The organism is Longilinea arvoryzae (genome assembly GCF_001050235.1).
Classification (GTDB): Bacteria; Chloroflexota; Anaerolineae; order Anaerolineales; family Anaerolineaceae; genus Longilinea; species Longilinea arvoryzae.
Map to the genome: position 1 here is coordinate 647,720 of NZ_DF967972.1, position 22,659 is coordinate 670,378.

The 22,659-nt window shown below is 59.1% G+C and carries 14 protein-coding genes; 5 read left to right on the top strand and 9 right to left on the bottom strand.

Annotated elements, in window-relative coordinates; genetic code table 11:
* The first annotated feature begins 2 nt into the window (after window positions 1-2).
* Window positions 3-845, top strand: a complete 843-nt coding sequence (locus LARV_RS02975; RefSeq protein ID WP_075072242.1) for an ABC transporter permease — start codon at window positions 3-5, stop codon at window positions 843-845.
* A 136-nt stretch (window positions 846-981) separates the two neighbouring features.
* Here the strand turns inward: LARV_RS02975 and LARV_RS02980 are convergent, their stop codons facing one another.
* A complete protein-coding gene (locus tag LARV_RS02980) occupies window positions 982-2,517 on the bottom strand; it encodes a hypothetical protein (RefSeq protein ID WP_075072243.1) in 1,536 nt (511 codons plus the stop codon).
* A gap of 210 nt (window positions 2,518-2,727) precedes the next feature.
* On the opposite strand from LARV_RS02980, the gene LARV_RS02985 reads away from it, so the two are divergent.
* From LARV_RS02985 to LARV_RS02995, 3 genes are all read left to right on the top strand, one after another.
* Window positions 2,728-3,597: a nitrilase-related carbon-nitrogen hydrolase gene (locus LARV_RS02985; protein ID WP_075072244.1), complete on the top strand. Its 870-nt coding sequence runs from the start codon at window positions 2,728-2,730 to the stop codon at window positions 3,595-3,597.
* 12 nt (window positions 3,598-3,609) lie between these two features.
* Window positions 3,610-4,437, top strand: a complete 828-nt coding sequence (locus tag LARV_RS02990; protein WP_075072245.1) for an NAD+ synthase — start codon at window positions 3,610-3,612, stop codon at window positions 4,435-4,437.
* A gap of 111 nt (window positions 4,438-4,548) precedes the next feature.
* A complete protein-coding gene (locus LARV_RS02995; RefSeq protein ID WP_075072246.1) occupies window positions 4,549-5,802 on the top strand; it encodes an MFS transporter in 1,254 nt (417 codons plus the stop codon).
* A gap of 44 nt (window positions 5,803-5,846) precedes the next feature.
* Here LARV_RS02995 and LARV_RS03000 read toward each other — a convergent pair whose 3' ends face one another.
* The 6 genes from LARV_RS03000 to LARV_RS03025 form a co-directional block, all read right to left on the bottom strand.
* Window positions 5,847-8,648, bottom strand: a complete 2,802-nt coding sequence (locus LARV_RS03000; protein ID WP_075072247.1) for a glycoside hydrolase family 31 protein — start codon at window positions 8,646-8,648, stop codon at window positions 5,847-5,849.
* Window positions 8,645-9,790 (bottom strand): glycoside hydrolase family 15 protein, encoded by a 1,146-nt coding sequence (locus LARV_RS03005; RefSeq protein ID WP_075072248.1) that lies wholly within the window; start codon window positions 9,788-9,790, stop codon window positions 8,645-8,647. Before LARV_RS03005 ends, LARV_RS03000 begins: the two co-directional genes overlap by 4 nt.
* 7 nt (window positions 9,791-9,797) lie before the next feature.
* Window positions 9,798-10,655, bottom strand: coding sequence for a carbohydrate ABC transporter permease (locus LARV_RS03010; RefSeq protein WP_201785863.1), 858 nt, complete (start codon window positions 10,653-10,655; stop codon window positions 9,798-9,800).
* A 3-nt stretch (window positions 10,656-10,658) separates the two neighbouring features.
* Entirely contained in the window at window positions 10,659-11,423 is a 765-nt protein-coding gene (locus LARV_RS03015) for a carbohydrate ABC transporter permease (protein ID WP_236709915.1), read from the bottom strand.
* A 224-nt stretch (window positions 11,424-11,647) separates the two neighbouring features.
* Complete coding sequence (locus LARV_RS03020) at window positions 11,648-12,997, bottom strand: ABC transporter substrate-binding protein (protein WP_075072250.1); 1,350 nt, start codon at window positions 12,995-12,997, stop codon at window positions 11,648-11,650.
* A 128-nt stretch (window positions 12,998-13,125) separates the two neighbouring features.
* Window positions 13,126-14,295 (bottom strand): ROK family transcriptional regulator, encoded by a 1,170-nt coding sequence (locus LARV_RS03025; protein ID WP_075072251.1) that lies wholly within the window; start codon window positions 14,293-14,295, stop codon window positions 13,126-13,128.
* Between the two features lie 347 nt (window positions 14,296-14,642).
* Between LARV_RS03025 and LARV_RS19815 the strand changes: the two genes are divergently transcribed.
* Window positions 14,643-17,312, top strand: coding sequence for an ABC transporter permease subunit (locus LARV_RS19815; RefSeq protein ID WP_236709916.1), 2,670 nt, complete (start codon window positions 14,643-14,645; stop codon window positions 17,310-17,312).
* Between the two features lie 118 nt (window positions 17,313-17,430).
* Here the strand turns inward: LARV_RS19815 and LARV_RS03040 are convergent, their stop codons facing one another.
* Window positions 17,431-21,600: an ExeM/NucH family extracellular endonuclease gene (locus LARV_RS03040; RefSeq protein WP_075072252.1), complete on the bottom strand. Its 4,170-nt coding sequence runs from the start codon at window positions 21,598-21,600 to the stop codon at window positions 17,431-17,433.
* Between the two features lie 314 nt (window positions 21,601-21,914).
* Complete coding sequence (locus LARV_RS03045) at window positions 21,915-22,577, bottom strand: deoxynucleoside kinase (protein WP_075072253.1); 663 nt, start codon at window positions 22,575-22,577, stop codon at window positions 21,915-21,917.
* Window positions 22,578-22,659: the final 82 nt, after the last annotated feature.

The following is a 22,659-nucleotide window of genomic DNA, read 5'->3' on the forward strand; positions in this document are numbered from 1 at the left end:
GCATGGGACTGCGTTCCTTTCGCATGGCTTCCTGGCTGGGCTGGAAGATCGAGTCCAACTGGACCGATCCCTTCCTGTTCGCCATCTACTCGATCATCAAACCGCTCTCCGGGGCGGCCATCCTGGTGGTGATGTACAGCGTCATCACCAACGGCAATTTCAGCGACCCACTCTTCCCGTACATCTACCTGGGCAACGCCTTCTACATGTACGTCGGCGCGGTCATGACCGGTGTCTCGTGGGCGGTGCTGGACGACCGCGAGCACTATAAGACCCTCAAATACATCTACGTGGCGCCGGTGCATATTCCCTCTTATCTCATGGGACGCGGCGTGGCGCGCTTCATCACCGGCACCTTCTCGGTGGTCATCACCATTGTCTTCGGCGTATTATTCCTGCACGTGCCCATCGATCTGGCCCATGTGGACTGGCTGCTGTTCATCGTCAGCCTGCTGTTGGGCGTGGTGATGTTGGCCTTGATGGGTTTGCTGCTGGCCGGTGTGACGCTGGTGGTGGCGCGCCATTCCGACTACCTGGGGGATGGCGTGGCCGGAGCGCTGTACCTGTTCAGCGGCGCGATCTTCCCGCTGGACGTGCTGCCAGCCTGGTTGCGCCCGTTCGGTTTTGCCCTGCCGGTGACCTACTGGCTGGAACTGCTGCGCCGTTCGCTGGTCGGTTCGGTGGCGCAGGCTTTTCCAACCCTGGCCGGCTTCAGCAACCTGCAACTGCTCGGCATTCTGGCCGGTCTGACGCTGCTGACCGGCGTGCTGGCGGTTTTTGCCTTCCGCTGGTGCGACTGGCAGGCCCGCGAGCGCGGCTACATCGACCGCACGACGAATTATTGAGAGGAGTGTGAGGAGTGATGCGTGATGAGTGAATTCGGTATTCGTTGAATAGGTATTCGTGAACGATTCATGCCGAATTCTTCCCTCAGAACTCGGAACTCATCACCTCAGAACTCTGAACGCATCCCCTCAGAACTCATCGACGCAGAACAGTCGGCGCGTTTCTGAACGCGCTGATTTGAGTTCCCGCATCCGGCGATAACTTCATTACGCCCGGCGGCAGGTTGACATACAGCATGCCTGCGCCGGATCTAGCCGGGAGAACAATTTTCCCCTGGATGGTAAATTCCGGCTTCTCCTGGGCGAGATGTTCCAGGTGAGATTCATCGGCCAGAATCTTGCGCACGTTGCCCTGCGAATCGATGAAAAGATACGGCTGGTAACCTTTCAGGCAGGTCTTGCAGTACAACTCGCGCCCCAGGCTGCGCTCGGCGAACACTTCGGGATCCGGGTTGTAGAGTGCCGGATCCTGCTCGACGACCCAGCGCGCCAGGGGCGAGAAATTCATATAGGATACCGGTCCCATGGCCAGCAGGAGGACTGCCTGTGTCAAAACCGCCGCAGCCGCCAGCCCGCGGCCGGTCGGTCGGCGCATGGGCAGCCAATCGCTGAACAGGTAGAAGATCAGGGGCAAATGCCAGACCGCGTAGCGGTTCAGGCCGGCCGCGCCGTGATTCCAGTTGGCGGTTTGCAGGCAGGCGAGGGACATCGCCAGCAGCACCGGCGCCAGCCCGAGCGCAGGACTGATCTTCCGGCGCTGGAGGGTGATGATCAGGAGGACGAAGACCGTGCACAGCGCCACGGGAATATAGGGCAGCATGCCCATGTTCAAATCCAGGTACAGATCCGCCAGGCGCGTGAGAGAGGCCAGCCTGGGGTCGGCCATGCCGGTTCGCAGAATCAGGTTGGGCGTGCCGAAATGAAGGTAGTAGAACAGCATGGGCGTCACTGCCGGCGCACCCGCCAGGCAGACCCCGATGGCCTTACGCAGGCGAAAGTTCCGGCGCATTTCCCATAGATGGATGAGTATGAAGAAGCCGGCCAGGAAGATCAGGGGTGGGTTCTGCGTGGCCGCCAGCGCGGCGAACACCGTCGCGGCCGTCCAATTCCGCCGGCTGAAACAGACCAATGAAATGGTAACCAGCGCGAAGCTCCACGCTTCGGGATGCGTCCAGCTCAGGTAGAAGAAGGCCGGGTTGAACGCGGACAGGCCGAGAAAGGTCAGCTTTTGCGCCCGGCTGCCACGAAAGAACCCGGCGATGCTCCACAGCGCGGCCAGGTAGAAGAGCACGTTCGTCCACGCGAAGGCGCTAAGCCGGTCAGCGCCGGTCCAGCGCAGCAGCATCTGCGCGGGCAGCGTTGTGAATGAATACAGCCAGAAATGGTAGGAATAAAGCTCCCCGGTGTTGGAAGGAAAATAGCCAAAGGGTTGGTCGGAGAGCGCTTCCTGAAAATCCCGCTCGAAGGACGTTCGCGCGGCTTCGATATCCTCCGAACGTAGATCCGGGCTGAGGTGATTTGCGAAGGATTCGGCGGTAAGGTAGTATTCGCGCGCATCGCCGGTCAAAACCGGTTTCTGCCGGGAGATGTAGAGGATGCAGCCGATCGAAAAGGCGATCAGAATCAGCCGCAGCGTGCGTTCAAAACGCGAGGAATGTTCGAAGTATGACACGATCTGTTTTCCCAATCGAGGTGCAAGTATATCATCCCGGCCCGGGATGCGGCATCGATCGAGGGTTCACCCACCTGGGATGAGTGATAAAATGGGTGAAGCGTGAATCATAAACCGTGACCTGGAATGCGGATGAGTCACTCATCACTCTTCACGTCTCACTCATCCCGCATCCCTCATCCCGCATCAACGAATACCTCTTCTTATCTTATGAAACTGACAATTGCGCTTTCGCAAATCAATACCGTGCTGGGCAATGTACAGGCCAACCTTGAAAAGCACCTGGCCGTCATCGAAGAAGCCAGCGCAGGCGGCGCTGAACTGCTGGTCTTCCCTGAGCTGTCGTTGACCGGTTACGTGTTGCAGGACCTGGCGCCGACCGTTTCGCACCGCCCCACCCGCGACGACCCCATCTTCCGCCCGCTGCTGGAAGCCAGCCGAAAACTGGACCTGGTGGTCGGCTTTGTGGACGAAGATATCCGCAACCGCTTCTTCATTTCGGCGGCCTACCTTTCACAGGGCGAGGTGCTGCACGTGCACCACAAGGTCTACCTGCCCACGTACGGTCTGTTCGATGAGGGACGCTTCTTCGCCCTGGGCGAATCGGTGCAGGCCTTCGATACCCGCTTCGGCCGGGTGGGTCTGTTGATCTGCGAGGATTTCTGGCACGCTTCCCCGCCTTATCTGCTGTGGCTGGACGGCGCCGACCTGTTCCTGTTCACCTCGGCCTCGCCGGGCCGCGGGTTGACGAACGAAGCCCAGCTCGAATCGGCGCGTTGGGTCGATCAAATCACCCGCGCCTACGCCAGCCTGTTCACCTCGTTCGTGGCGCACAGCAACCGCGTCGGATATGAGGACGGGCTGAACTTCTGGGGCGGTTCGGCGCTCTACGACCCGAACGGCAACCAGTTGGCCTGCGGGCCTTTCCACAAAGAAGACCTCACGTTCGGTGAGATCGATCTCAACCAGCTGCACCGCACCCGCGCGCGCCTGCCGATGCTGCGCGACGAACGCACCGCGCTGGTGCAGCGCGAGATGAACCGCATTCTGGCCGACGGCGAACGTACTTCAGGGCGCTAGGCGGAGGCAACCATGATTGATGTAGACCTGAACATCCATACCGACCTGGTCCGCGGCATCCTGACGGGTTTCATCCGCAGCGAGCTGAACCGCATGGGCTTCACCAAAGCGGTCATCAACCTGTCCGGCGGCATCGATTCGGCGCTTTCCTGCTATCTGGCGGCCGAAGCGCTGGGACCCCAGAACGTGCTGGCCATCCGCCTGCCGTATCGCACCTCCTCCCAGGATTCGCTCGACGACGCCCAAAAGGTGATCGATGCGCTGGGCGTGCAGTCGCTGACCTATGAAATCACCGGCATGGTCGAACCGCTCTTCCAGCAGTTTCCCGAGATGAGCAACACGCGCAAGGGCAACAGCATGGCGCGGGCGCGCATGATCGTGCTCTACGACCAGAGCGAAGCCTTCCACGGACTGGCCATCGGCACCGGCAACAAGACCGAAATCCTGCTGGGCTACACCACCCTGTACGGCGATTCGGCCTGCGCCATCAACCCGATCGGCGATCTGTATAAGACGCAGGTGCGTCAGTTCTCCCGCGATTTGGGGCTGCCGGATTCGATCCTCGCCAAGGCTCCTTCCGCTGACCTGTGGCTGGGCCAGACCGACGAGGGCGAGCTGGGCTTTACCTACGCCGAGGTGGACCGGCTGCTCTACCTGATGGTCGACCAGCGCTACACCCCGCAGGAAGCCGTGGAAGCCGGTTTCGCCGAACCCTTCGTTAACGCCGTGGTCGAGCGCATCCGCCGCAACCAATTCAAACGCATGCTGCCGCCCATCGCCAAGCTCTCCAACCGCACGATTGGATATGACTTTTTGTATTTGCGGGATTGGGGTACATAAGAAGTTCAGAGTTATGAGTTATGAGTTATGCGGTATGAGGTTCTTTCCGCATAACTCATTGACGCAGAACTCTCCTTCATTCAGCATTCTTCATTCACCATTCAGCATTCAATGCATCTTCCCCCATCCCTTCGCCACCGTAAATTCGTCCTGCTGTGGGCCGGATTGTTCATCTCGATCGCCGGCTCGCAGATGCAGTACTGGTCGCTGCTCTGGCACATCCGCGAACTGACCGACCAGCCCATCGCCGTCAGCGGCATCGGGCTGGCGCGCTTCATCCCCATCCTGGCCTTCGCCCTCATTGGCGGGCTGTTCGCCGACCGTTACGACCGGCGTAAGATCATGCTCATCACCCAGGCGACCATGGCGTTGGTCGCGCTGGCGTTGGGGCTGCTCACCCTTAGCGGGCAGATCCGGCTGGGCTGGATCTATCTGTTGACCGCCGTGCAGGCGGTAGCCATCTCGTTCGACCTGCCGGCCCGCCAATCGCTGATCTCCAACCTGGTGCCGCGCGACGACCTGGCCAGCGCTTTCAGCATGTCCTCCATCGCCGCCGATCTGGGCGCGATCATCGGCCCGGGGTTGAGCGGGTTGACCATTGCCGCGCTGGGATTGTTTTCGGTCTACATGATCAACGCTGTATCCTTCCTGGCCGTGATTGTGGCGCTGCTGATGATCGGAACGGTGCCCCAGCAGGCGGTCAAGCGCGCCGAAAACAACCATTTCCGCGGGCGCGTCGACGCCGGGCTATTCGACATTCGCGAGGGTTGGCGCTTCATCCTGCACCAGCCGGTCATCATGGGCAGCATGATCCTGGACTTCTTTGCCACCTTCTTCTCTTCGGCCAACACCCTGCTGCCCTTCATCACGCGCGATGTGCTGCACGCCAGCGTCCAGCAGTACGGCTGGCTCTCGGCCGGGCAGTCCATCGGCGCGGTCAGCGCCGCGCTGGTGATTTCGCAGCGCAGCCGCATGCGCAGGCAGGGATCGCTGCTGCTGGGCGCGGTGGTCATCTTCGGCTTGGCGACCGTGTTCTTCGGATTGTCGCACAGCTTCTGGCTGACGCTGGTCGCGCTCATCCTGATCGGCGCGGGCGATTCGGTCAGCACCATTTTACGCAACACTATCCGCCAGTTGCAGACTCCGGACGAACTGCGCGGGCGCATGGTCAGCATCAACCAGATCTTCTTCCAGGGCGGCCCGCAGTTGGGCGAGGTGGAATCGGGGATCGTGGCTCAGGCATTTGGACCGGCGGCCGCCATTGTTTCCGGCGGGGTCGGCTGCGTGCTGGCCGTGGGCCTGGTAGGCGGTCGCTGGCCGCAACTTCGCGCCTACGATGGGGTGGAAGAAGCGGCCAACGCTTAGTCAGTATGCAATTCGAATCATCCGCCTGGCGATGAAAAGGCGGCTCACCGGATCGTAACGCTCAAGGGTCCCTTGCGGCCGGGCAGGTGAATGTGCACGAGGCGGCTTTCGGGCAGCCATTGCCAGAAGACGCTGCCATTGCCTGCCGTTGCAGAACCCGGCTGCATCAAACAGCCGTTGAAACAAACCTGTTCCGGTTTGTCGCCGAGGATCAGCAGGTCGACCGGCAGTTCTATACGCTCCAGGTTGAGCTGTACGCAATGTTCTCCGGGATTCTCGCGCGCCGTCAGTGAGCCAAATCCGTGCTCGCGGCCCTGATACAGCTCCACGGTGCTGACCTCGCCCGGATAGACCAGCGCGGCCAGATTTTGCACCGTTTCGGGCGAACCGCTGGCCGGGCTGAACAGAGCCAGGTCGTCGCCCAGGTTGAGCGACACGCAGCTTCCCTTGCGCAGGTAGACTTCAATCGAGCCGCGCTCCGGCGCTACCGTCCGAATTTGCGGTCCGCTAAAAGGCTCGCCCGTCCACAGGCTGCGCCACTCGCCGGCCGGCAGGTAGACTTTCCATTCTGGCGCACCTTTTTCCACGACCGGCGCAACCAGCAGGCTCTCGCCAAAAAGGTATTCATAGGGGAAGGAACGCGCCTGCCGGTCGCCTGGAAATTCCAACGGCAGCCCGCGCATAAGCGGCAGCCCGCTTTGGTGGCTGATGCGCGCCTGCGCCTGAATGTACGGGGCCAGGTTGACGCGCAGGTTGGCGTATTTCCGGAACACCGGGATGATTTCGCCATCGCCGGTCTGCTCCTGGACGTTCCACGGCGTGCGGTCGCGGCTGGGAATCCGGCGCGCGTTTCCATCCGAATGGTATTGCATGATCGGGCAGAAGGCGGAAAAGGCCACCGCCCGCAGATAGAGTTCCGCTTCCGGAAGCGGCCCGGCGAACCCGGCGATATCCCAACCCATGAACGAAAAGCCGCACATTCCGGCGTTCAACATAGCGCGGATAGTCGAACGGAAGGCCTCCCAGGTGGAGGATTCGTCCCCGGCCCAATGCGAACTCACCTGCTGCGCGCCGGTATACCCGGCTCGACTGAACAGTACGTGATCGTCGCCCCGGAGAGATTCCATCCGGCGCGAATAGGCGCCTTCGTAGGCCAACGGGTAGCGGTTGATGCCCCGCGTTCCGCGCAGCCCGTCCGCAAAACGGGTCGCGTTGTCCCAGATGTGCTCACCGCCGTCGGTTTTAAATCCATCCACGCCCATTTCCTTTACCAGATAGGCGCGTTTGTCCAACCACCAGCGTTCCGCATCCGGGTTGGTGAAATCCAATACCAGACTGTTGCCAAACCATGGCGCGTGCCCTTCGACGCGGTGCGGCGTGCCGTCCGCCTTGCGCACGACATAACCCTGCTCGATCGCGTAAGCCTGATCGGCGTCTTTCTGCCGCTCGTCCAGGCCTTCGGCGGGATTGGGAAATTTCAGCGCCGGAATCTGCCACAGCACCAGGCGCAGGCCGGCCTGATGCAGTTCATCGATCATCGCTTTCGGATCCGGCCAGAGCCCGTCCGCCGGAAAAGTGTAATCGGATAGAGAATAAGCCTGCGAAGCGGGTTTCAGCGTGTAGTGCGAGTTGTTCCACGTGTAGAAGTTGATTTCATCGCTCCAGGCCTCGATGACCAGCACGCTGGCCGGAATGCGGTGCTGCCGGGTCAGGTGCAGTTGGCGCAGCACCTCCGCCTGGCTGTTCCAATCATTGCTGCTCATCCACAGGCCGAAGACCCATTGCGGTGGCAGCTTGGGCTTGCCGGTCAGATCGGTAAACGCCTGGACAACCGCCTTGGGATGGGTCTGGAAGAAAAAGCGCAATTCCAGGCTGGCGTCATCCTCGGCCTGGCCCGTCACGCGCCAGCACTCGCTGTCTTCGGCGGCCAGGTCGAAATTCGCCTGGCGGTCTGTATTCAACCACAAACCGTAGCCCCGCGATGAAATGAAAAATGGCACCGGGATATAGGAGCGTTTGCCCTGGCCGGTGTATTGGGCATACACGTAGTTATCCAACGAATTGCCGCGTTGGTCGAAGGCGTTGAAGCGCTCGCCAAAGCCGTAGAAAGCCTCATCGGCCGGACTTGCGAAGCTCAACCGGAACATCGATACGCGGCCGTCCGGCCTTACCAGCGCCTGAAGCGGCATGGATGTTTCCAACGCCAGGCGATCGCTGTCGCGGCGCAAGGCCATTTGCAGCGGGCTGCCGGTCAAAGCCAAGGATAGACCCGCCCAGTTCCTCTCAAAGACCATGTTCTGAGGATATTCGGGTTTCGGACTTTCATCCGCGGAAAGCGCCTTGAGCCGCAGCGCAGCGCTGCCCTTTCCGTCCAGGGCGAGGGTCATCTCCAGGAACAATCCGGCCTGATTGGTCGACAGGACCACCCGGACCCCATCCGCGCAATCTTCGACCCCGACCACGGCCCGGGCTTCCGCCCAGGCGGACACTGGCAGGGAGAATTCCTGGCTCTCCACCTGTTCCGCGCCGCTGCCGGCATACAAACGATACCTCACATGCTCACGGCGTGAGAAGGCCGGCAGATCGATCTGCCAGTGATCCGCGTTTTCACCGACCTGCACCCGAGTACCTTCCACCCGCTGCGCCGTTGAACCGCCGGCGTCCTGCCAGACGCACCAGACCGCATTCGCGGCCGGGTTTTGCCCGGTTTCCACTCCCAGGGTGATGGGCTGCCCGACCCATGGGTCGCGCGGAGAGCGTTCGTAGGGCAGCGGCTCGTAGGGGTGCTGCTCGCCGTAGGGCTCATGGCGCAAAGTCAAACGGGGAGATTCAGGGGTGGCGCTCATTTCGTTTTTCCGTGTTGGATGGCATTAACCAGGATGATATACATGGCGTGCGACCAGAGCAGCGGTTTGGCCACCGGCCCCCACTTCTTGAGCCAGGGTTCGTACTGATCCGGAGCCAGGATGTGATCTGAAATCTGTTCCGCCAACTGTTCCTCGCCATCCGCCTGAGCCTCGATCCAGTGCAGCAGTTCTTCCGCCCGGTCAAGATTGCCCACCTGGGCATCGTACCAGCCCAGCCAGGCAGCCAGCAGGATCCATTCACCGCCGCCGTAGTAGACGTCTTCCTTATAGCGGTATACCCCGCCGCGCGGGTGGTGCAGATCCCTTTCGATGGCCTGAATTGTACCCACAATCAGCGGATCATCCAGGGGAAACACGTGATACGGGATCGCCAGACCCAGCAGGCTGGCGTCCACTCCGCTGCCGATGAACTGACTGGGGGTCCCTTTCCCGTTGGCCGGCCGGATGTGTTTGACAAAAACCCCATCCCCAACCGCATACTTTTGCAGGAAATCGGATACCTGGTTGGCCAGCCGTCTCACATCCACCGTTGGGGCCACAAACAGGCCATCCTGGACCAGTCCGTCCACCGCCGCCAATCCGCCGTAAACGGTCGCCAGTGAATAGGGGTGCAGGTATTCGGGGTGTTCCTCCCAACAGTCATAGTTCGGCAGCTTCCATACCAGTTCCAGGTATTGCAGGGTGATATCGATCGGCTCTGCCAGTTCCCGCAGAAGGGACACATTTCCCGTGCGGCGCACATGCTCCGCCAGCGCCCAAAGCCAGGTGCCGTAACCATCCACCTGGAAATTCCCCCAGGTGCTGTCTGACGTGTCCTCTTCGCCGTCCAGCGTGAATCGGGTGTGCATCGTATCATCCTTGCCGATTGGCAATCCCTTTTCCAAAAGACGGCGCACTTCGGCGACCTTATACCCATATTTCTGGATCGTTCTTCCCACCCAGCGGAAAAACGCCTCTGCGCTTTCCGTTTCCCCGGCCACATCCATTGCATGGGCAATAAAACTGCCGTCCCTCAGCCAGCAGTAATGGTAGGTTGGAAAATTGGGCGAAGCGATGTAAGCTCCCGAGGGGGATTGGCCTTCTTTGATGATCTGGATGCTTTTCAGGTAAAGAGAAGACATGGACCCATTATCCTTTCAAGCCGGTAAGTTTGAAACTTTGCACGAAGTATTTTTGGACGCAGAAAAACAGGATCAAGATCGGCAGCATGGTCAAAATCGAACCGGCCATTAGGAGATTCCAATCGGTATAGAATTCGCTGTTCAGGTAGGAAAGGCCCACCTGCAGCGTGCGCAGCTTCTGATCGTTCAGGACGATCAACGGCCATTGGAAATCGTTCCAGATTCCCTGAAAAGCCATCAATCCCAGCGTGGTGAAGATCGGTTTGGAATTCGGCAGCAGGATATTCCAATAAAATCCAAACGGGTTGCAACCGTCCAGCTTGGCCGCATCCATCAGCTCGGATGGGAAGGACTGGAAGAACTGGCGCATCAGGAAGGTGCTGTAAACGCTGCCAACCGCCGAGAGAATCAGGGCCCAGTGGGTGTTGACAGCCCCAATTTTGCTCATGATCACGAAGTTCGGGATCAGCAGCACCGTCCCCGGAATCATCATGGTAGCCAGGTAGAACACGAATAATTTATCCCGGCCGGGAAACTTCAATTTGGCAAAGGCATAGCCCGCCAGCGAAGAAGTCAGCAGTTGCCCGACGGTAACAATCAGCGAGACTTTCAGGGTGTTCAGGGTATAGGTCAGGATCGGGACTTTTTGCCAGATCTGTTTATAGGCGGAAAAATCCGGGGGAAACTGGATCCAGAATGCAGAATGCGCAAAGACGTTCTCGGAGCTTTTCAGCGAAGTCAGCAGGCTCCAGACGAACGGGAGGATCATGGTGATCGCACCGATGGTCAGAATCGTGACGGATAAAAGGATCACGATGCGTTTTTGAAGGGAATTGCTTTGGGTACGGGTATGTGCGGCTTCCATGGTTTACTCCTCGGAATAGACCCAGCGCTTGCGGAGGACCCATTGGATCAAGGTCAGGATCAGAATGGCGATAAAGACCACATAGGCCAGGGCAGCGCCGTATCCCATGTGCAAATACTTGAACGCCTGCTGCCAGATATAGTAGCCAATCACGGTCGTCGCATGGCCCGGCCCGCCGCCGGTCATGTTGTAAACCAGGTCGAAGCTCTGGAAAGAGCCGATGACCCCGGTGATGGTCACAAAGAAAATCACCGGCGAAATCAGGGGGACGATGATCCGCGTGAACTGTTGAAAACGGTTGGCGCCGTCGATGGAGGCCGCTTCGAGAAGTTCATTTGGGATATCCTGCAGGGCAGCCAGGAAGATGATCATATTCATCCCCAGCCCCTTCCAGATGGTCACCCCGATCACCGAGTTCAGCGCAATTTTGGCGTCCGTCAGCCATTTCACCGGCTTCAGGCCGACCGATCCCAGCAGTTGGTTGAGCAAACCGTTGCTGGCCAGAATCCACATGAACATCAGGCTGACCGCCACGGAAGCGGTGATGACCGGCATGTAATATGCGGTGCGGTAAAAGGAAATTCCACGCAATTTCTGGTTGAGAAGTACCGCCAGGACCAATGTGAGAATGACGTTGATGGGCACACTGATCATCGTAAAATAAAAGGTGTTGAAAAGCGTTACCCGCGCAACCTGATCGGTCAGCAGCTTTTGATAATTCGCCATGCCGATAAAATTCGGCTGGCTGAGAATGTTCCAATCCGTCATGCTCATGTAGAACGAAAAGAATACCGGAAAGATGGTGAAAATCAGAACGATTAAAAAGTTTGGGGTAATGAATAAATAGCCCCAGAGAGCTTCACGAATCTTATTCGTCCTGAAGGTTTGTTTTTTTCTTGCAACGGGGAATTCCTGAATTATCTCCATGGGGCACCTTATACAAATGAAGGGGATGAGATTTGATCCTCATCCCCTTCATGATCAATGAAAGATTACGGTTGAGCCAAGACAGTATCCACACCCGCGCAGGCTGCGTTGAGCGCCTCGGCAACGTCTTTCTGACCACTCATGGCCAGATCGAGTTCAGGGGCAATCGCATCATAGATTTCCTGCCAATGGGCATGGACCGGCTGCGGAACTGCGTAAGCCATGGCTTCCATGAATACAATGGCGTGTTCGGGATCGTCGCCGGCTAGGTTTTCCACGTAATACTTTTCAGCAATTTCCTTGACCGGGGAAATTTCGTACTTGCCGTCCTGGCGAATCTTGGTGCCCTCGGGGCCGGTGGCGAATTCAATGAACTTCCAGGCGGCGTCTTTGTTCAGGGAACCGGCAGCCATGCCGTAGGAATTGGCGTACACATGGGTCGCCTGTTTATCACCGGCGGGCATGTTGGCAATGTCATAGGTGAACGTGGTGATCTTGTCATTGAAAGGCTGCACTGCCCACGGTCCGGTCGGGTACATGGCCAGCTTGCCGGCGATGAACATGTCCCAATCGCCCTGTTCGGCCAACTGGTCGACGGTCGGGGAATATTGCTCGGTGTAGCGAGCGTCTACGATTTTCTGAAATGCCTTGATGGCTTCGGGGGAATTCAATGTGCACTTGTTGGTGGTCGGATCCCAGATGTGGGCATTGTACATTTCCAGGATGACGGGCCACCAGGGGAAGGCATAGCCAAACTGGTCGAGCGTGCCGTCGCCATTGGTGTCCTTGGTCAGTTCCAGGCCGGCTTTCTTGACGTCTTCCATCGTCCAGCCATCCTGCGGGTAGGCCAGGCCGGCGGCGTCGAAGAGGGCTTTGTTGTAGTACAAAACGACATCGGAGAAGGTGGCGGGCATGGAATATTGGACGCCATTCACTTTGAACATGTCCAGCGTAGCCGTATAGATTTTGCTGGTATCATAGCCGCTGGCCTGAATATAGCTGTCCAAGGGTTCGAGGGCGCCCATCGCGCCGAATTGGTAGGCGTTGTCATAATTGAAGGCCATCACATCCGGGGGTACCTTGCCGGCGATCAAAGTCTTGTACTTGAGGAAAATATCGCTCATCGGGACCGATTCAAATTCGACTTTGATATCGGGATATTTGGCCTCGAAGGCGGCAACCACGGCCTGTTCGACTTCGGGATTGTCGTATGCGAAGAAAGACATGACTTTGATGGTGGTGGCGGCGCCGGTAACAGCCGCTTCAGTGGCGGCTTCTGTTGCAGCCGGTGCGACTTCGGTCGCGGCCGGATCCGCGGCCGGCGCAGCGGTCGGGGTGGCGGCAGCGCAGCCGCTCAGCAGCATGCTCATAACGAGCACAAAGGATACAACAATCCATGACACACGTTTCTTCATCTTCGTTTCCTCTTGAGCAGTTGGGATTTGGTTCCTGTAGCGAGCAGATACAGGTTTCTTTGTATAGTGAACAAACCAACTCGGATTAAAAAAACAAATTGGTCTACTTCAGTAAAACGCCTCCTTGACTAGATCGGTGAATTAAAGGTCCCGGCAATAACCAGACTGGCAGCGCCCAGCGCCCAAATGTCATCACCCCAGGAATCGACCCGAATCTCGGTGTCTTCTGCCAGTCCGGGCATGACATTTTCATGAAAGGCTGAACGAACAGCGGTAAAGAAAGTTTCCCCCATGCGAATACCCTCTCCGCTGATGACGATCAAGTTTGGATCCAACACGTTCACCAGGTTGGCGATTTCAAGCCCCAACAATCCGCCGGCGCGTTTGAGCACCGCCAGCGCTTCCGGCCGGCCGGCTTGCGCCAACTCCAACAGCCCGTCCAGGTTGGTGATCCCCGGATCGACCTCGCGGCGGGCAATTGCCACCAGGGCGTGATCGCTCACCAGGCTTTCCAGGCAGCCGTGCTTGCCGCAGTCGCACAGCGGCCCGTCCGGATCCACCACCACGTGGCCGAATTCGCCAGCGCCGCCGCCCTTGCCGCGGTAGATGCGCCCATCCAGGACGATGCCCATGCCCACGCCGCGGCCGATCGTGATCACCACGAAGTTGTCCACCGGTTTGCCCACGCTCAGCCACTTTTCGCTCAGGGTCAGGGTGTTTACGTCGTTATCGATATACACCGGTACTTTCAAACGGTTCTGGAGCAGGTTGCGCAGGGGGATATTTTGCCAGCCAAAAAACGGATTCTGGCGTACAATTCCATTGGCGTAATCGACGACTCCGGCCAGGCCAATACCCACGCCCATCAACTGCTTTTTGCGGACGCCGCTGCCGTGTGTCAGGCGGGCGACCAGCGCGACCAGCGTATCGACCGCCGTGTCCACGTCCACACCGGAAAGGCCGATCGAATCCTTGGCCAGAATGGTCGCGTTCAGATCGGTGAGCGCCCCCACTGCCTGGTCTTCCATTAACTTGATCCCGATCACGAAGCCGCCGCGCGGATTCAAAGCCAACATGATGGGCGGCCGGCCGCCGGTCGAGTCACCGGTCGTCTTTTCGAACACCAGCCCTTCCTTGATCAACTGCCCGGTGATGGCGGTTACGGTGGCCGGGCTCAGCCCGGTCAGATGGGCAATGGCCGCGCGCGACACTTCGCCCTGCGTCTTGACGACGTTCAGGATGATCGAACGATTGATGCTGCGGATGAGGTTGCGGTTGGCTCGGGGAAGGGCGCTCATGGGTAATTACTTTGTTTAGAGAATAAACTATGTTTTTTATTATAGGGCGCAATTCCGAATTGTCAATACCCTCTTCAGACGCTTTCTGATTCTGTTGGCTGGATTCTGGCGATAACCTCCCCCGAGATCGCCGTTGGCCACATTGCCAGGCCCGGGTTGGGCCAGTAGAAACGCCCAGCCATTAGCCAGTAGGATTGATTTTCCGAGAAGTTGGCCAGGATTGTAGCCGCTGAGCCCTGAAGAGGGGTATCATTGCGCTGCTGTTCGATTTCACACCTCCGTCTCCCATACAAATGTATCCCGATACCCCCATACCTTCCCCCACCGATGAAAATTCTCTGGTAACTATGCTGGCGGCGAATCCGCTCGTGCGGACCCTGCGTTATGTTCTGCGCCGTTTGATTGCGATTCTACTGACCATCCTGGTCGGCGTGTTCATTACCGTCGTCGTGGCCAACGGCGGCGGCATGTTGGATCGGATCGCAAAGGATCAGGTCGAGACTCAGGTTCGCCAGTTAATGTGGGATGGCATCCCGGCCAATGAAATCGAAGCCAGGCGGGTTCAGCTCGAAACGGCCGCGGGGGTCTCACTGCCATTCTGGCCCAAACACATGCTCTACACCTACCGGGCGCTCACCATCGACTGGGGAAATGTCGCCGATCAGAAAAATTTCGGCATGTTCATCCAAGCCTCCGGCAACCAGGTGATCAAGACCTACGATGTCCGCACCATCATCCTCAGCCACCTGAACAACACACTCCTGTTATCCGGGACAGCCTACCTGGTGTTATTTTTGATCGGCATTCCGCTGGCGCTGTATCTCAGCCAGCACGAAGGCCATTGGCTGGATCGACTGGTCGCAATCCTGACCCCCATTTCATCGGTGCCAAGCTGGGTGATCGGAATCCTGTTGGTCATGCTTTTTGCGGTCCAATTCAGGATTTTCCCGGTGGCGAAGATGATCAATTTCCCGCCCCCCTCGACCACCTGGGGAGTCATCCTCCAAACGGCCTACCATATGGTCCTGCCGGTGGCCTCCATCGTGCTCAGCCTGATCTTTCAACTGGTCAACAACTGGCGGACCTTCCTGCTGATCTATTCGGAAGAGGATTACGTCGACCTGGCCCGCGCCAAAGGCCTTACCGATCAGGCCGTTCAAACGCGCTACGTCCTGCGCCCGGTGCTGCCCTACCTGCTGACCGGGCTGGCACTCAGCCTGGCCGGCTTCTGGCAGTTCATCACCGCGCTGGAATTCTTCTTCGATTGGCCGGGCATCGGCAAACTATACGTCAACGCCCTGCCGCATTTTCTGGGTGAATCCATGTTCCAGGGTGAGATCAGCGTCATGATCAGTATCGTGGTGCTGTTTGCCTACCTGTTGGGCATTACCGTCTTCATTCTGGATTTTATGTACGTGATCGTCGATCCACGCCTGCGCCTGGGTGAAGAGGAACACCATCTGATTCCGGCTCACATGGGCGAACGCGGCCGCTTTCAGGCCTGGTTCAGGGAACGCCTGCAAGGATTTCGCACCCTGCAAAGAACTCCGCGGCCCGCTCGAAAGGAAGCCGAACCGGTCAAGATCCGGATTGACCTTCGGGTCTGGGGCGAGAACCTGTCGCAACTGCGGGATACCCTTTCGAACATCCTGCACGAAATCCTGCGTTCACCCGGGGCGGTGGTTGGATTATCGATCATCACCCTGCTGGTGCTCGTTTCCATCGCCGTAACCGTATTCCTGCCTTACAAGACCATCGGCCGGCAGTGGGAAGCCACCGCGATTACGAGTAAACCCATCCGCGCCAGACTGGCGCTGCCCAAGTGGGTCAACTGGTTCCGCAGGAACGACCTGCCGGCTACCCTTGTGCTCGACAACCGCCAGGGCGCCGGGGTGAAAACCTCCAGCCAGCTCACGGCGGAGATGACGCAGACCCAGATCGAATTCGCGTTCGACTACCCCTATCAGGATTTTCCGAGCGATATCGTCGTCTATCTCACCACCACTTACGCCGAAAAAGCGCCCTTCATCTCCATGACCTGGATCACCCCGGATGGCCGCGAAATTGGGTTGAAGAACGTCAGCGCAACCCGGGATATGATCTACAAATTTGACGAAAATGTACCCTACCAGCCGCAGCTTCAGAAATACCCGAACTGGAAGAAATGGTTTGTCACCTCGGGCAACTATCCGACCCCGGCCTATGATCTGCTGCTGGCGGATCCAAATGCCGACCAGGCCAGAGCCTTGCCCGGGCGCTACCGGCTGCGCATCACCGGCACCTTTTTCGAACCCAACGGCGATCTGGACGCTCAACTGGTGGTCTTCGGCAAAGTGGAAGGTTGGGCCGGCACCGACATTCTGCGGCGCGATTTGCTGGTGCCGCTGTTATGGGGTCTGCCCATTGCGCTCGTCGTCGGCGGCCTGGGCGCCATTGCCACCACGCTGCTGTCCATCCTGATTGCCGCGACCGGCGCCTGGTTCGGGGGTTGGGTGGATGCGTTCATCCAGCACGCCATCGAGGCCAACCTGATTCTGCCGGTTCTGGCAATCGGCGTGTTGTTCAATGCTTATTACGGCTTCAACCTGTGGCTGATTCTGGGGCTGATGGTGCTGCTCAATGTGCTGGGCAGTCCCACCAAAGCCTTCCGGGCGGCCTTTATGCAGGTCAAGAACGCCGATTATATTGAAGCCGCCCGCGTCTACGGGGCCAGCAACGCGCGCATCATCCGCAGCTATCTCATCCCGCGCATCCTGCCGGTGCTCATCCCGCAAATCGTCATCCTCATCCCCAATTTCTTCTTCCTCGAAGCCACGCTGGCCATCTTCAACATCAGCGATCCGCGCTACCCCACCTGGGGCCGGGTGATCTACTCGGCGCTGCGTTTCGGCGCGGCTTACGGTTCGGAATTCTGGGTGCTCGAACCGATCTGTTTGATGCTGCTGACCGGCCTGTCGTTCGTGTTGCTGGGTTTTGCCCTCAACCGCATCCTGAACCCGCACTTGAAAAACGTGTGAGGAGACCGGATGAATGGGGTCTGGTGTTCTCCATGGATGAATGAAAGTTATTCACATGCTGAATAGAATTTCATCAGCAGGCGAAATACAAGGTTTCCGCGCGGCCATCCGGTAATCCTCAGCGTTCGATAAAGGGGAGAAATACCACAAACGGGTTTTCGATCACCTTGAGGGTGAAGACGGCCGAGTCCGTACCGCCATCGCCGTCGCTGACCGTGACGCGAATGGCGTGGGCGCCGGCCGCGCTGTTCGGCGGCGTGCCGCTGAAGGTGAGCGTCTCCGGGTCGAAGCTCAACCAGGCCGGCCAGGCGCTGCCGTCCGCCAGCGCGGCAGTGTAGGTCAGCGCCGCGCTGTCGATGTCCGTGGCGGCCGGGATGACGTAGGTGTGACTCTCGCCCGCGGTCCATTCCGCGTCCGCGATCGTGGGGGCAATTGGGTCGTCATTGACGGGTGTGACCGTGATGCTGACCGTGGCGCCGGCCTGCCCGCCGCGCCCATCGCCGACGTTGTAGGTAAAGCTGTCGCTGCCGCTCCACTCGGCGGCCGGGGTGTAGGTGAAGGCGCCGGTTGCGCTGTCCAACAAAAGCTCGCCGTGCTCCGGCCCAGCCATGCGCACGAACTCGAGCGGGTCATTTTCCGCATCGGTAACGTCGAGCACATCCACCAGCGGCATGTCTTCATCGATGGTAAAGGATTGGTTCACTGCCACGGGGGACGAGTTGGGCGTGAATACCAGGGCCGTCGCGGACAGGCTGGCCAGTGAAGCGTTCGAAGGCCAATTCAAATCATCCAGTGTAACGCTAAAGTGAAAGAATTCAGGCGTGTTGAAGTTGATGCGGAAGGTAAATGTCATTTCGGCGGGGGCGCTTAGCGGGAAACCGCCCTGCGGGCCATACGAACTCAGCAGATCGGCATTATCGGCGCTGAGCGGCATGGGCACCCAGGTGGCTTCATCCGTGAGGTATTCGAAGCTGGCGATGTCGGCCAGTTCGGCATTGGCGATGCGAAAGCGCAGCAAGACATTGGGGTAAGTGGCGCCGATATCCAGGTTCTCCAGATTAATGTGAAATGTCTGTGTGACGCCGGTGGTAAAGGGCGCGTTGAGGTCTAGCGAAGCGAGGCGCGGCAGAGTGTGCAAATTCAGGCCGACGATCAGCGGATCGTGATCGGCAGCCCGGTACACATCGGCGCTGTAGAGCGAGACGAGCTGCCCGGCGGTCTTGTACTCGGTGTTGTAGTCCAGCACGGCGGGTTCGTCGGCGTTGATGTGGAACTCCGCCGCTCCGGCCACCTGCCCGGCCAGGCTGGCGGAGGCCAGGGCGTGGTCGAGTGCGCCCCATTGCCCGTCGTAGGCGTAGGAGTAAGCGCCGGAAGGCGCCAGTTCGGTATAGCCGGCGCTCTGAAGGGCGGCGATGGGATCTTCCATGGCGTAGGCGTTCAGGTCGCCCAGGATGAGCACGTCCGGGTCGCCCGTGCCGGTCGGGTCGGTCGCCAGCCAGGCCGCCAGGGCATTGGCGGCGGCCAGGCGCACGGCGTTGCAGTTGCCCTGCCCGTCGCCCGCATCCGGCGCGTCGCAGGCCGAACCCTTGCTCTTGAAGTGATTGATCACGGCCACGAAACGCGCCCCGCTGATATTATCGGCGAAGGCCTGGGCCAGGGCCGGGCGGTTGCGGTTGGCCGAGTCGCCGCCGGTGACGAAGGCGGCGCTGTTGAGCGCGGCGGTGACGCCCACCGGGGTGACCGCCGCGGGTCGATAGATGAAACCGACCTTGATGGCATCCGTTCCCAGCGCGTTGAGCTGCCCAGTGTGGGCGTCGGCGTCGATGAAGGCATAGGCGCCCGGGGTTGCCGCGGCGTTGAGCCTGTCGACCAGGTCCTGAATGGCGCTGGTGGGACCGTAACCGTCGTTCTCGAGTTCAACCAGGCCGATCACCTCGGCGCCGCTGGCCAGGATGGCTTGGACGAGCTTGGCGGACTGGCGCCCGAACTCGATCGGGTCGTCTGCGCCGCGGCAGTCGGTGAGCGCGCCGCCCACGCCCAGCATGCAGGCGCTGCCGAAGGTATTGAAGTAGTTGAGCGTGTTGAACCCGGCCACCTGAATGGCGCCTCCGACCGCCGGCGCGGCGGTCGGGCGCGGATTGGCCGGCAGGAAGTTGGGAATACTCCCGCCGAGGGCGCCGAGCGGGCGGACGCGGTAAGCGTTCGGGCTGGCGCTGTTGCCGGCCCAGGTGTAGGTCATCACGCCCACCACGCCGCTCAGGCTGTCGCCGGCGCGCAGGGTATTGGCCGCCGATAGCGGCAGCCCGCCGCGCCCGAAGAGGATCGGGTCGGCGTTCGAGGCGTTGGTTGCATCATCGAGGAGGATGCGGTTGAGATCGTTTTGGGCCTGCAATGCCACAGCCGCCGCGCCTGGGGCGACGACGTTGGTGGGCTGCTGCAAACGCGCACCTGAGGAGAGCGTCACCTGGCCGAAGCGGCCCAACAGGTAATGGTCGGTGACATAGAGAGTCTGGGGTAACGCGACCAGCATACCCTCATAGCGCTCAGGGAATTCGGCTGATTCGAATGGGAGGGTCACTTCAGTGGGTGAAACGGTTCCCTGACCGCAGATTGAGATGGAAGAGATCGATGATAACTGCGTCTGGCCCTGATATTCTCCGGCTACGGCGCTTACACGCACAACATTACCCGGAGCTACACTGTCAAAGCCAGGATTGTAGACGAATATACCATCCGATGTGACGGGATTCCCATCGCCGGTCGGGTCCTGCAGGTAGAAGCCCTGCAGGTTCGGCGAGGCACCTTCATAATCGCCAACCACGACCCCTTGGGTGGTAACCGGGCCGGTGATGGCCGCTGTGGCGCCGCCGCCCTGGATGGCGTAAATAGGCAGGTAGGAACCATCGCAAACTCCGATGGCCTCAGCCGTCGAAAAATTCCATGAATAATCTTCCACCAGGCTGCGCCCTAGGCCGCCCTGCTCAGTGATCAACGTGTTTTCGAGCGTGACGGTGCAGGCTTCAGACGGCCAGAAATCGAAAACCGGATTGATGGTGTAAGTGATGGAGTCGACGGTGGAAGACGCGCCGGCATGGACGCCTGAGTAAGTGCACTGGATTGTGAAGAAGCCTGTGCTGGCATTGACAGGCTCGCTAAAGGTTACACTCAGGTCGCTTCCCGTTGGGACATCCTCAGCGCTGTTCAACGGCTCAGTGCTGCTGACAGTGGGAAGCGGATCGGCCAGCAGTGTGCGGAAACTGAAGCTGAAATCCGCCAGCATATGGTCGTAAGGGTCGATCGTGTCGAGATCGGTCACCTGGTCGGCCAGCACATTGAGCGTGCACAATTCTTCCGCCGAGAAATCAGTGACCGGATCGAGTTGAAAATTCAGATCGTCGGTTGTCACCAGGTCATAGGAGTGCGGACCGCTGGTGCCACAGGTCAACGTAAATGCCGTGGCCGGCGCGCTCACCGGCTCGTTGAAGGTGACCATGAGATTGGCAGCAGTTGCCACGCCGGTCTCGCCATTCGTTGGAGAGGTGATTGTGATGTATGGGGCCGGATCGGGAATGGCCGAGCCCGTGATCGAAATATCGTCGATGCCAACCCACTCGTCATTTCCAAATGCGTTTGCGGTCATGATGCGGAGTTGCACCAACGCCTGGTTGTTGGCGGCCGGCGGCAGGGTGACGTCCACCTGCGTGCTTTTTGGCAGCATCTCGATCGGATCCGTTGCATCGGCCACAAAACCTTCCGGCAGGTTGGTGAACGCGCCGCTGGAGCCGATCCGGTAATGCAGCGCAACCGGTTGAACAGATTCATCGGGGGAGCTTTCGATATCCCGGATCAGATAACGGACCAGAATATTCTCCATTCCAACGGTGCTGATCGAAATGAGCAAATAAGGGGCATCGGCGAGCATGTCGCCGGCCAGCGCCACCACCGTATTTGACGAAACAGTGAATTCGGCAACGCCATAGGTTGCGAAGATGTTCGGGTTCGTCAGGTTGGCGTTCACGTCCATCACCCCGTTGTCGTCCGCCGCCAAAATGGTCTGCGGGTTGGCGCCGACCACCGAGGCCAGGTTGTCGCCGCGGTAGCCCATGATGCCGGGCACGGCCGACCAGTTATCGTTGATTGTGATCAACCCCGCATCGCTCCAGTCCTGTGCGAAGGGCAGGCTTTGAACGACCGTGTTGGCGGATCCATTCTGAAGCGGCAGCGCCAGCCCGCCGGTTGCCATGGCAAGCGCAACCAGCAGATTCAGGAAACGAAAATGAGTATTCATATCGTATTTTCCCCCATGGAATGTATCGAAAGAATCAATTCCAGGCGTTTTAAGAAAGCGAAGGGTTCCTCGCAGGCGCGGTGATGAATCGGCAAATCCGCCTTCCGAGAGGGCCCATCCGGGCGGACACATTCCCCTTAGAGGGATCGGCGGTCCGCCTCTACGCGTGAGACACGATTGGGATATGAAATTAAAAGAAAGTAAACGATTCCAGTAAATTAAAACAATATTGGTAACAATTAATATTATAGCAATGTTTATGGAAAATAATCACAAAGAGAGAGCGGAAATAGGATTTCCCCGCACCGAAATTTCTAATCGTTGGCCGCCTGCACGTCCTGGGAGGAGAAGACCACCTCTTCCTTACCGGTCAGCTTCTCCTGGACCTTGTGGATGATGAGCTCCAGGTGGCGCGGGTGGGCCACGTAGTCCAGGTCGTCGGCCGGCACGGTCAGCACCGGGCAGAGCGTGAAGCCGCTGATCCATTCCTCGTACAGGCGGTTGAGTTGCTCGAGATATTCGGGCTGCATGGTGCGTTCGTAATCCCGGTCGCGCCGCGAGATGCGTTGGATGAGCGTGGGCACCGAGGCGCGCAGATAGATCATCAGATCGGGCGGGGTGAGAAAATCGGCCACCGTCTCGTAAAGCTGGTGGTAGGTCTCGTAGTCGCGTTCGCTCATGTGACCCTGGCGGGCCAGGTTGCGGGCGAAGATCTCGGCGTCCTCGTAGATGCTGCGGTCCTGGATCACCGCGCCGGGGTAGCGCGCCATGAGCTGGTGAATGCGCAGGCGGTGGGTGAGAAAGAAGACCTGCGAGTGAAAGGACCAGGAATCCATCGATTTGTAGAAATCGGCTAGATAGGGATTCTCGGCCACGGGTTCGTAGAAAGGTTGAAAATCCAGGTGCTCGCAAACGAGCTGCACGAGGGTCGACTTCCCGACACCGATATTGCCGGCCACGACGATGAACTTTTTCATGCTGCCCTCTCCGCCATGAATTTTGTTTCGATCATTATACCGTCAGAAGGGGCGGCGGTTGGGCAAAGATGGGAAATTGTAA

Bases quoted from the DNA above. Each gene is read 5' to 3' on its own strand.
- LARV_RS02995 (WP_075072246.1), top strand. From the start codon at position 4,549: ATGCATCTTCCCCCATCCCTTCGCCACCGTAAATTCGTCCTGCTGTGG.
- LARV_RS03005 (WP_075072248.1), bottom strand. From the start codon at position 9,790: ATGTCTTCTCTTTACCTGAAAAGCATCCAGATCATCAAAGAAGGCCAA.
- LARV_RS03020 (WP_075072250.1), bottom strand. From the start codon at position 12,997: ATGAAGAAACGTGTGTCATGGATTGTTGTATCCTTTGTGCTCGTTATG.
- LARV_RS03010 (WP_201785863.1), bottom strand. From the start codon at position 10,655: ATGGAAGCCGCACATACCCGTACCCAAAGCAATTCCCTTCAAAAACGC.
- LARV_RS19815 (WP_236709916.1), top strand. From the start codon at position 14,643: ATGCTGGCGGCGAATCCGCTCGTGCGGACCCTGCGTTATGTTCTGCGC.
- LARV_RS02975 (WP_075072242.1), top strand. From the start codon at position 3: ATGGGACTGCGTTCCTTTCGCATGGCTTCCTGGCTGGGCTGGAAGATC.
- LARV_RS03045 (WP_075072253.1), bottom strand. From the start codon at position 22,577: ATGAAAAAGTTCATCGTCGTGGCCGGCAATATCGGTGTCGGGAAGTCG.
- LARV_RS03000 (WP_075072247.1), bottom strand. From the start codon at position 8,648: ATGAGCGCCACCCCTGAATCTCCCCGTTTGACTTTGCGCCATGAGCCC.
- LARV_RS03015 (WP_236709915.1), bottom strand. From the start codon at position 11,423: ATGACGGATTGGAACATTCTCAGCCAGCCGAATTTTATCGGCATGGCG.
- LARV_RS02990 (WP_075072245.1), top strand. From the start codon at position 3,610: ATGATTGATGTAGACCTGAACATCCATACCGACCTGGTCCGCGGCATC.
- LARV_RS03025 (WP_075072251.1), bottom strand. From the start codon at position 14,295: ATGAGCGCCCTTCCCCGAGCCAACCGCAACCTCATCCGCAGCATCAAT.
- LARV_RS03040 (WP_075072252.1), bottom strand. From the start codon at position 21,600: ATGAATACTCATTTTCGTTTCCTGAATCTGCTGGTTGCGCTTGCCATG.
- LARV_RS02985 (WP_075072244.1), top strand. From the start codon at position 2,728: ATGAAACTGACAATTGCGCTTTCGCAAATCAATACCGTGCTGGGCAAT.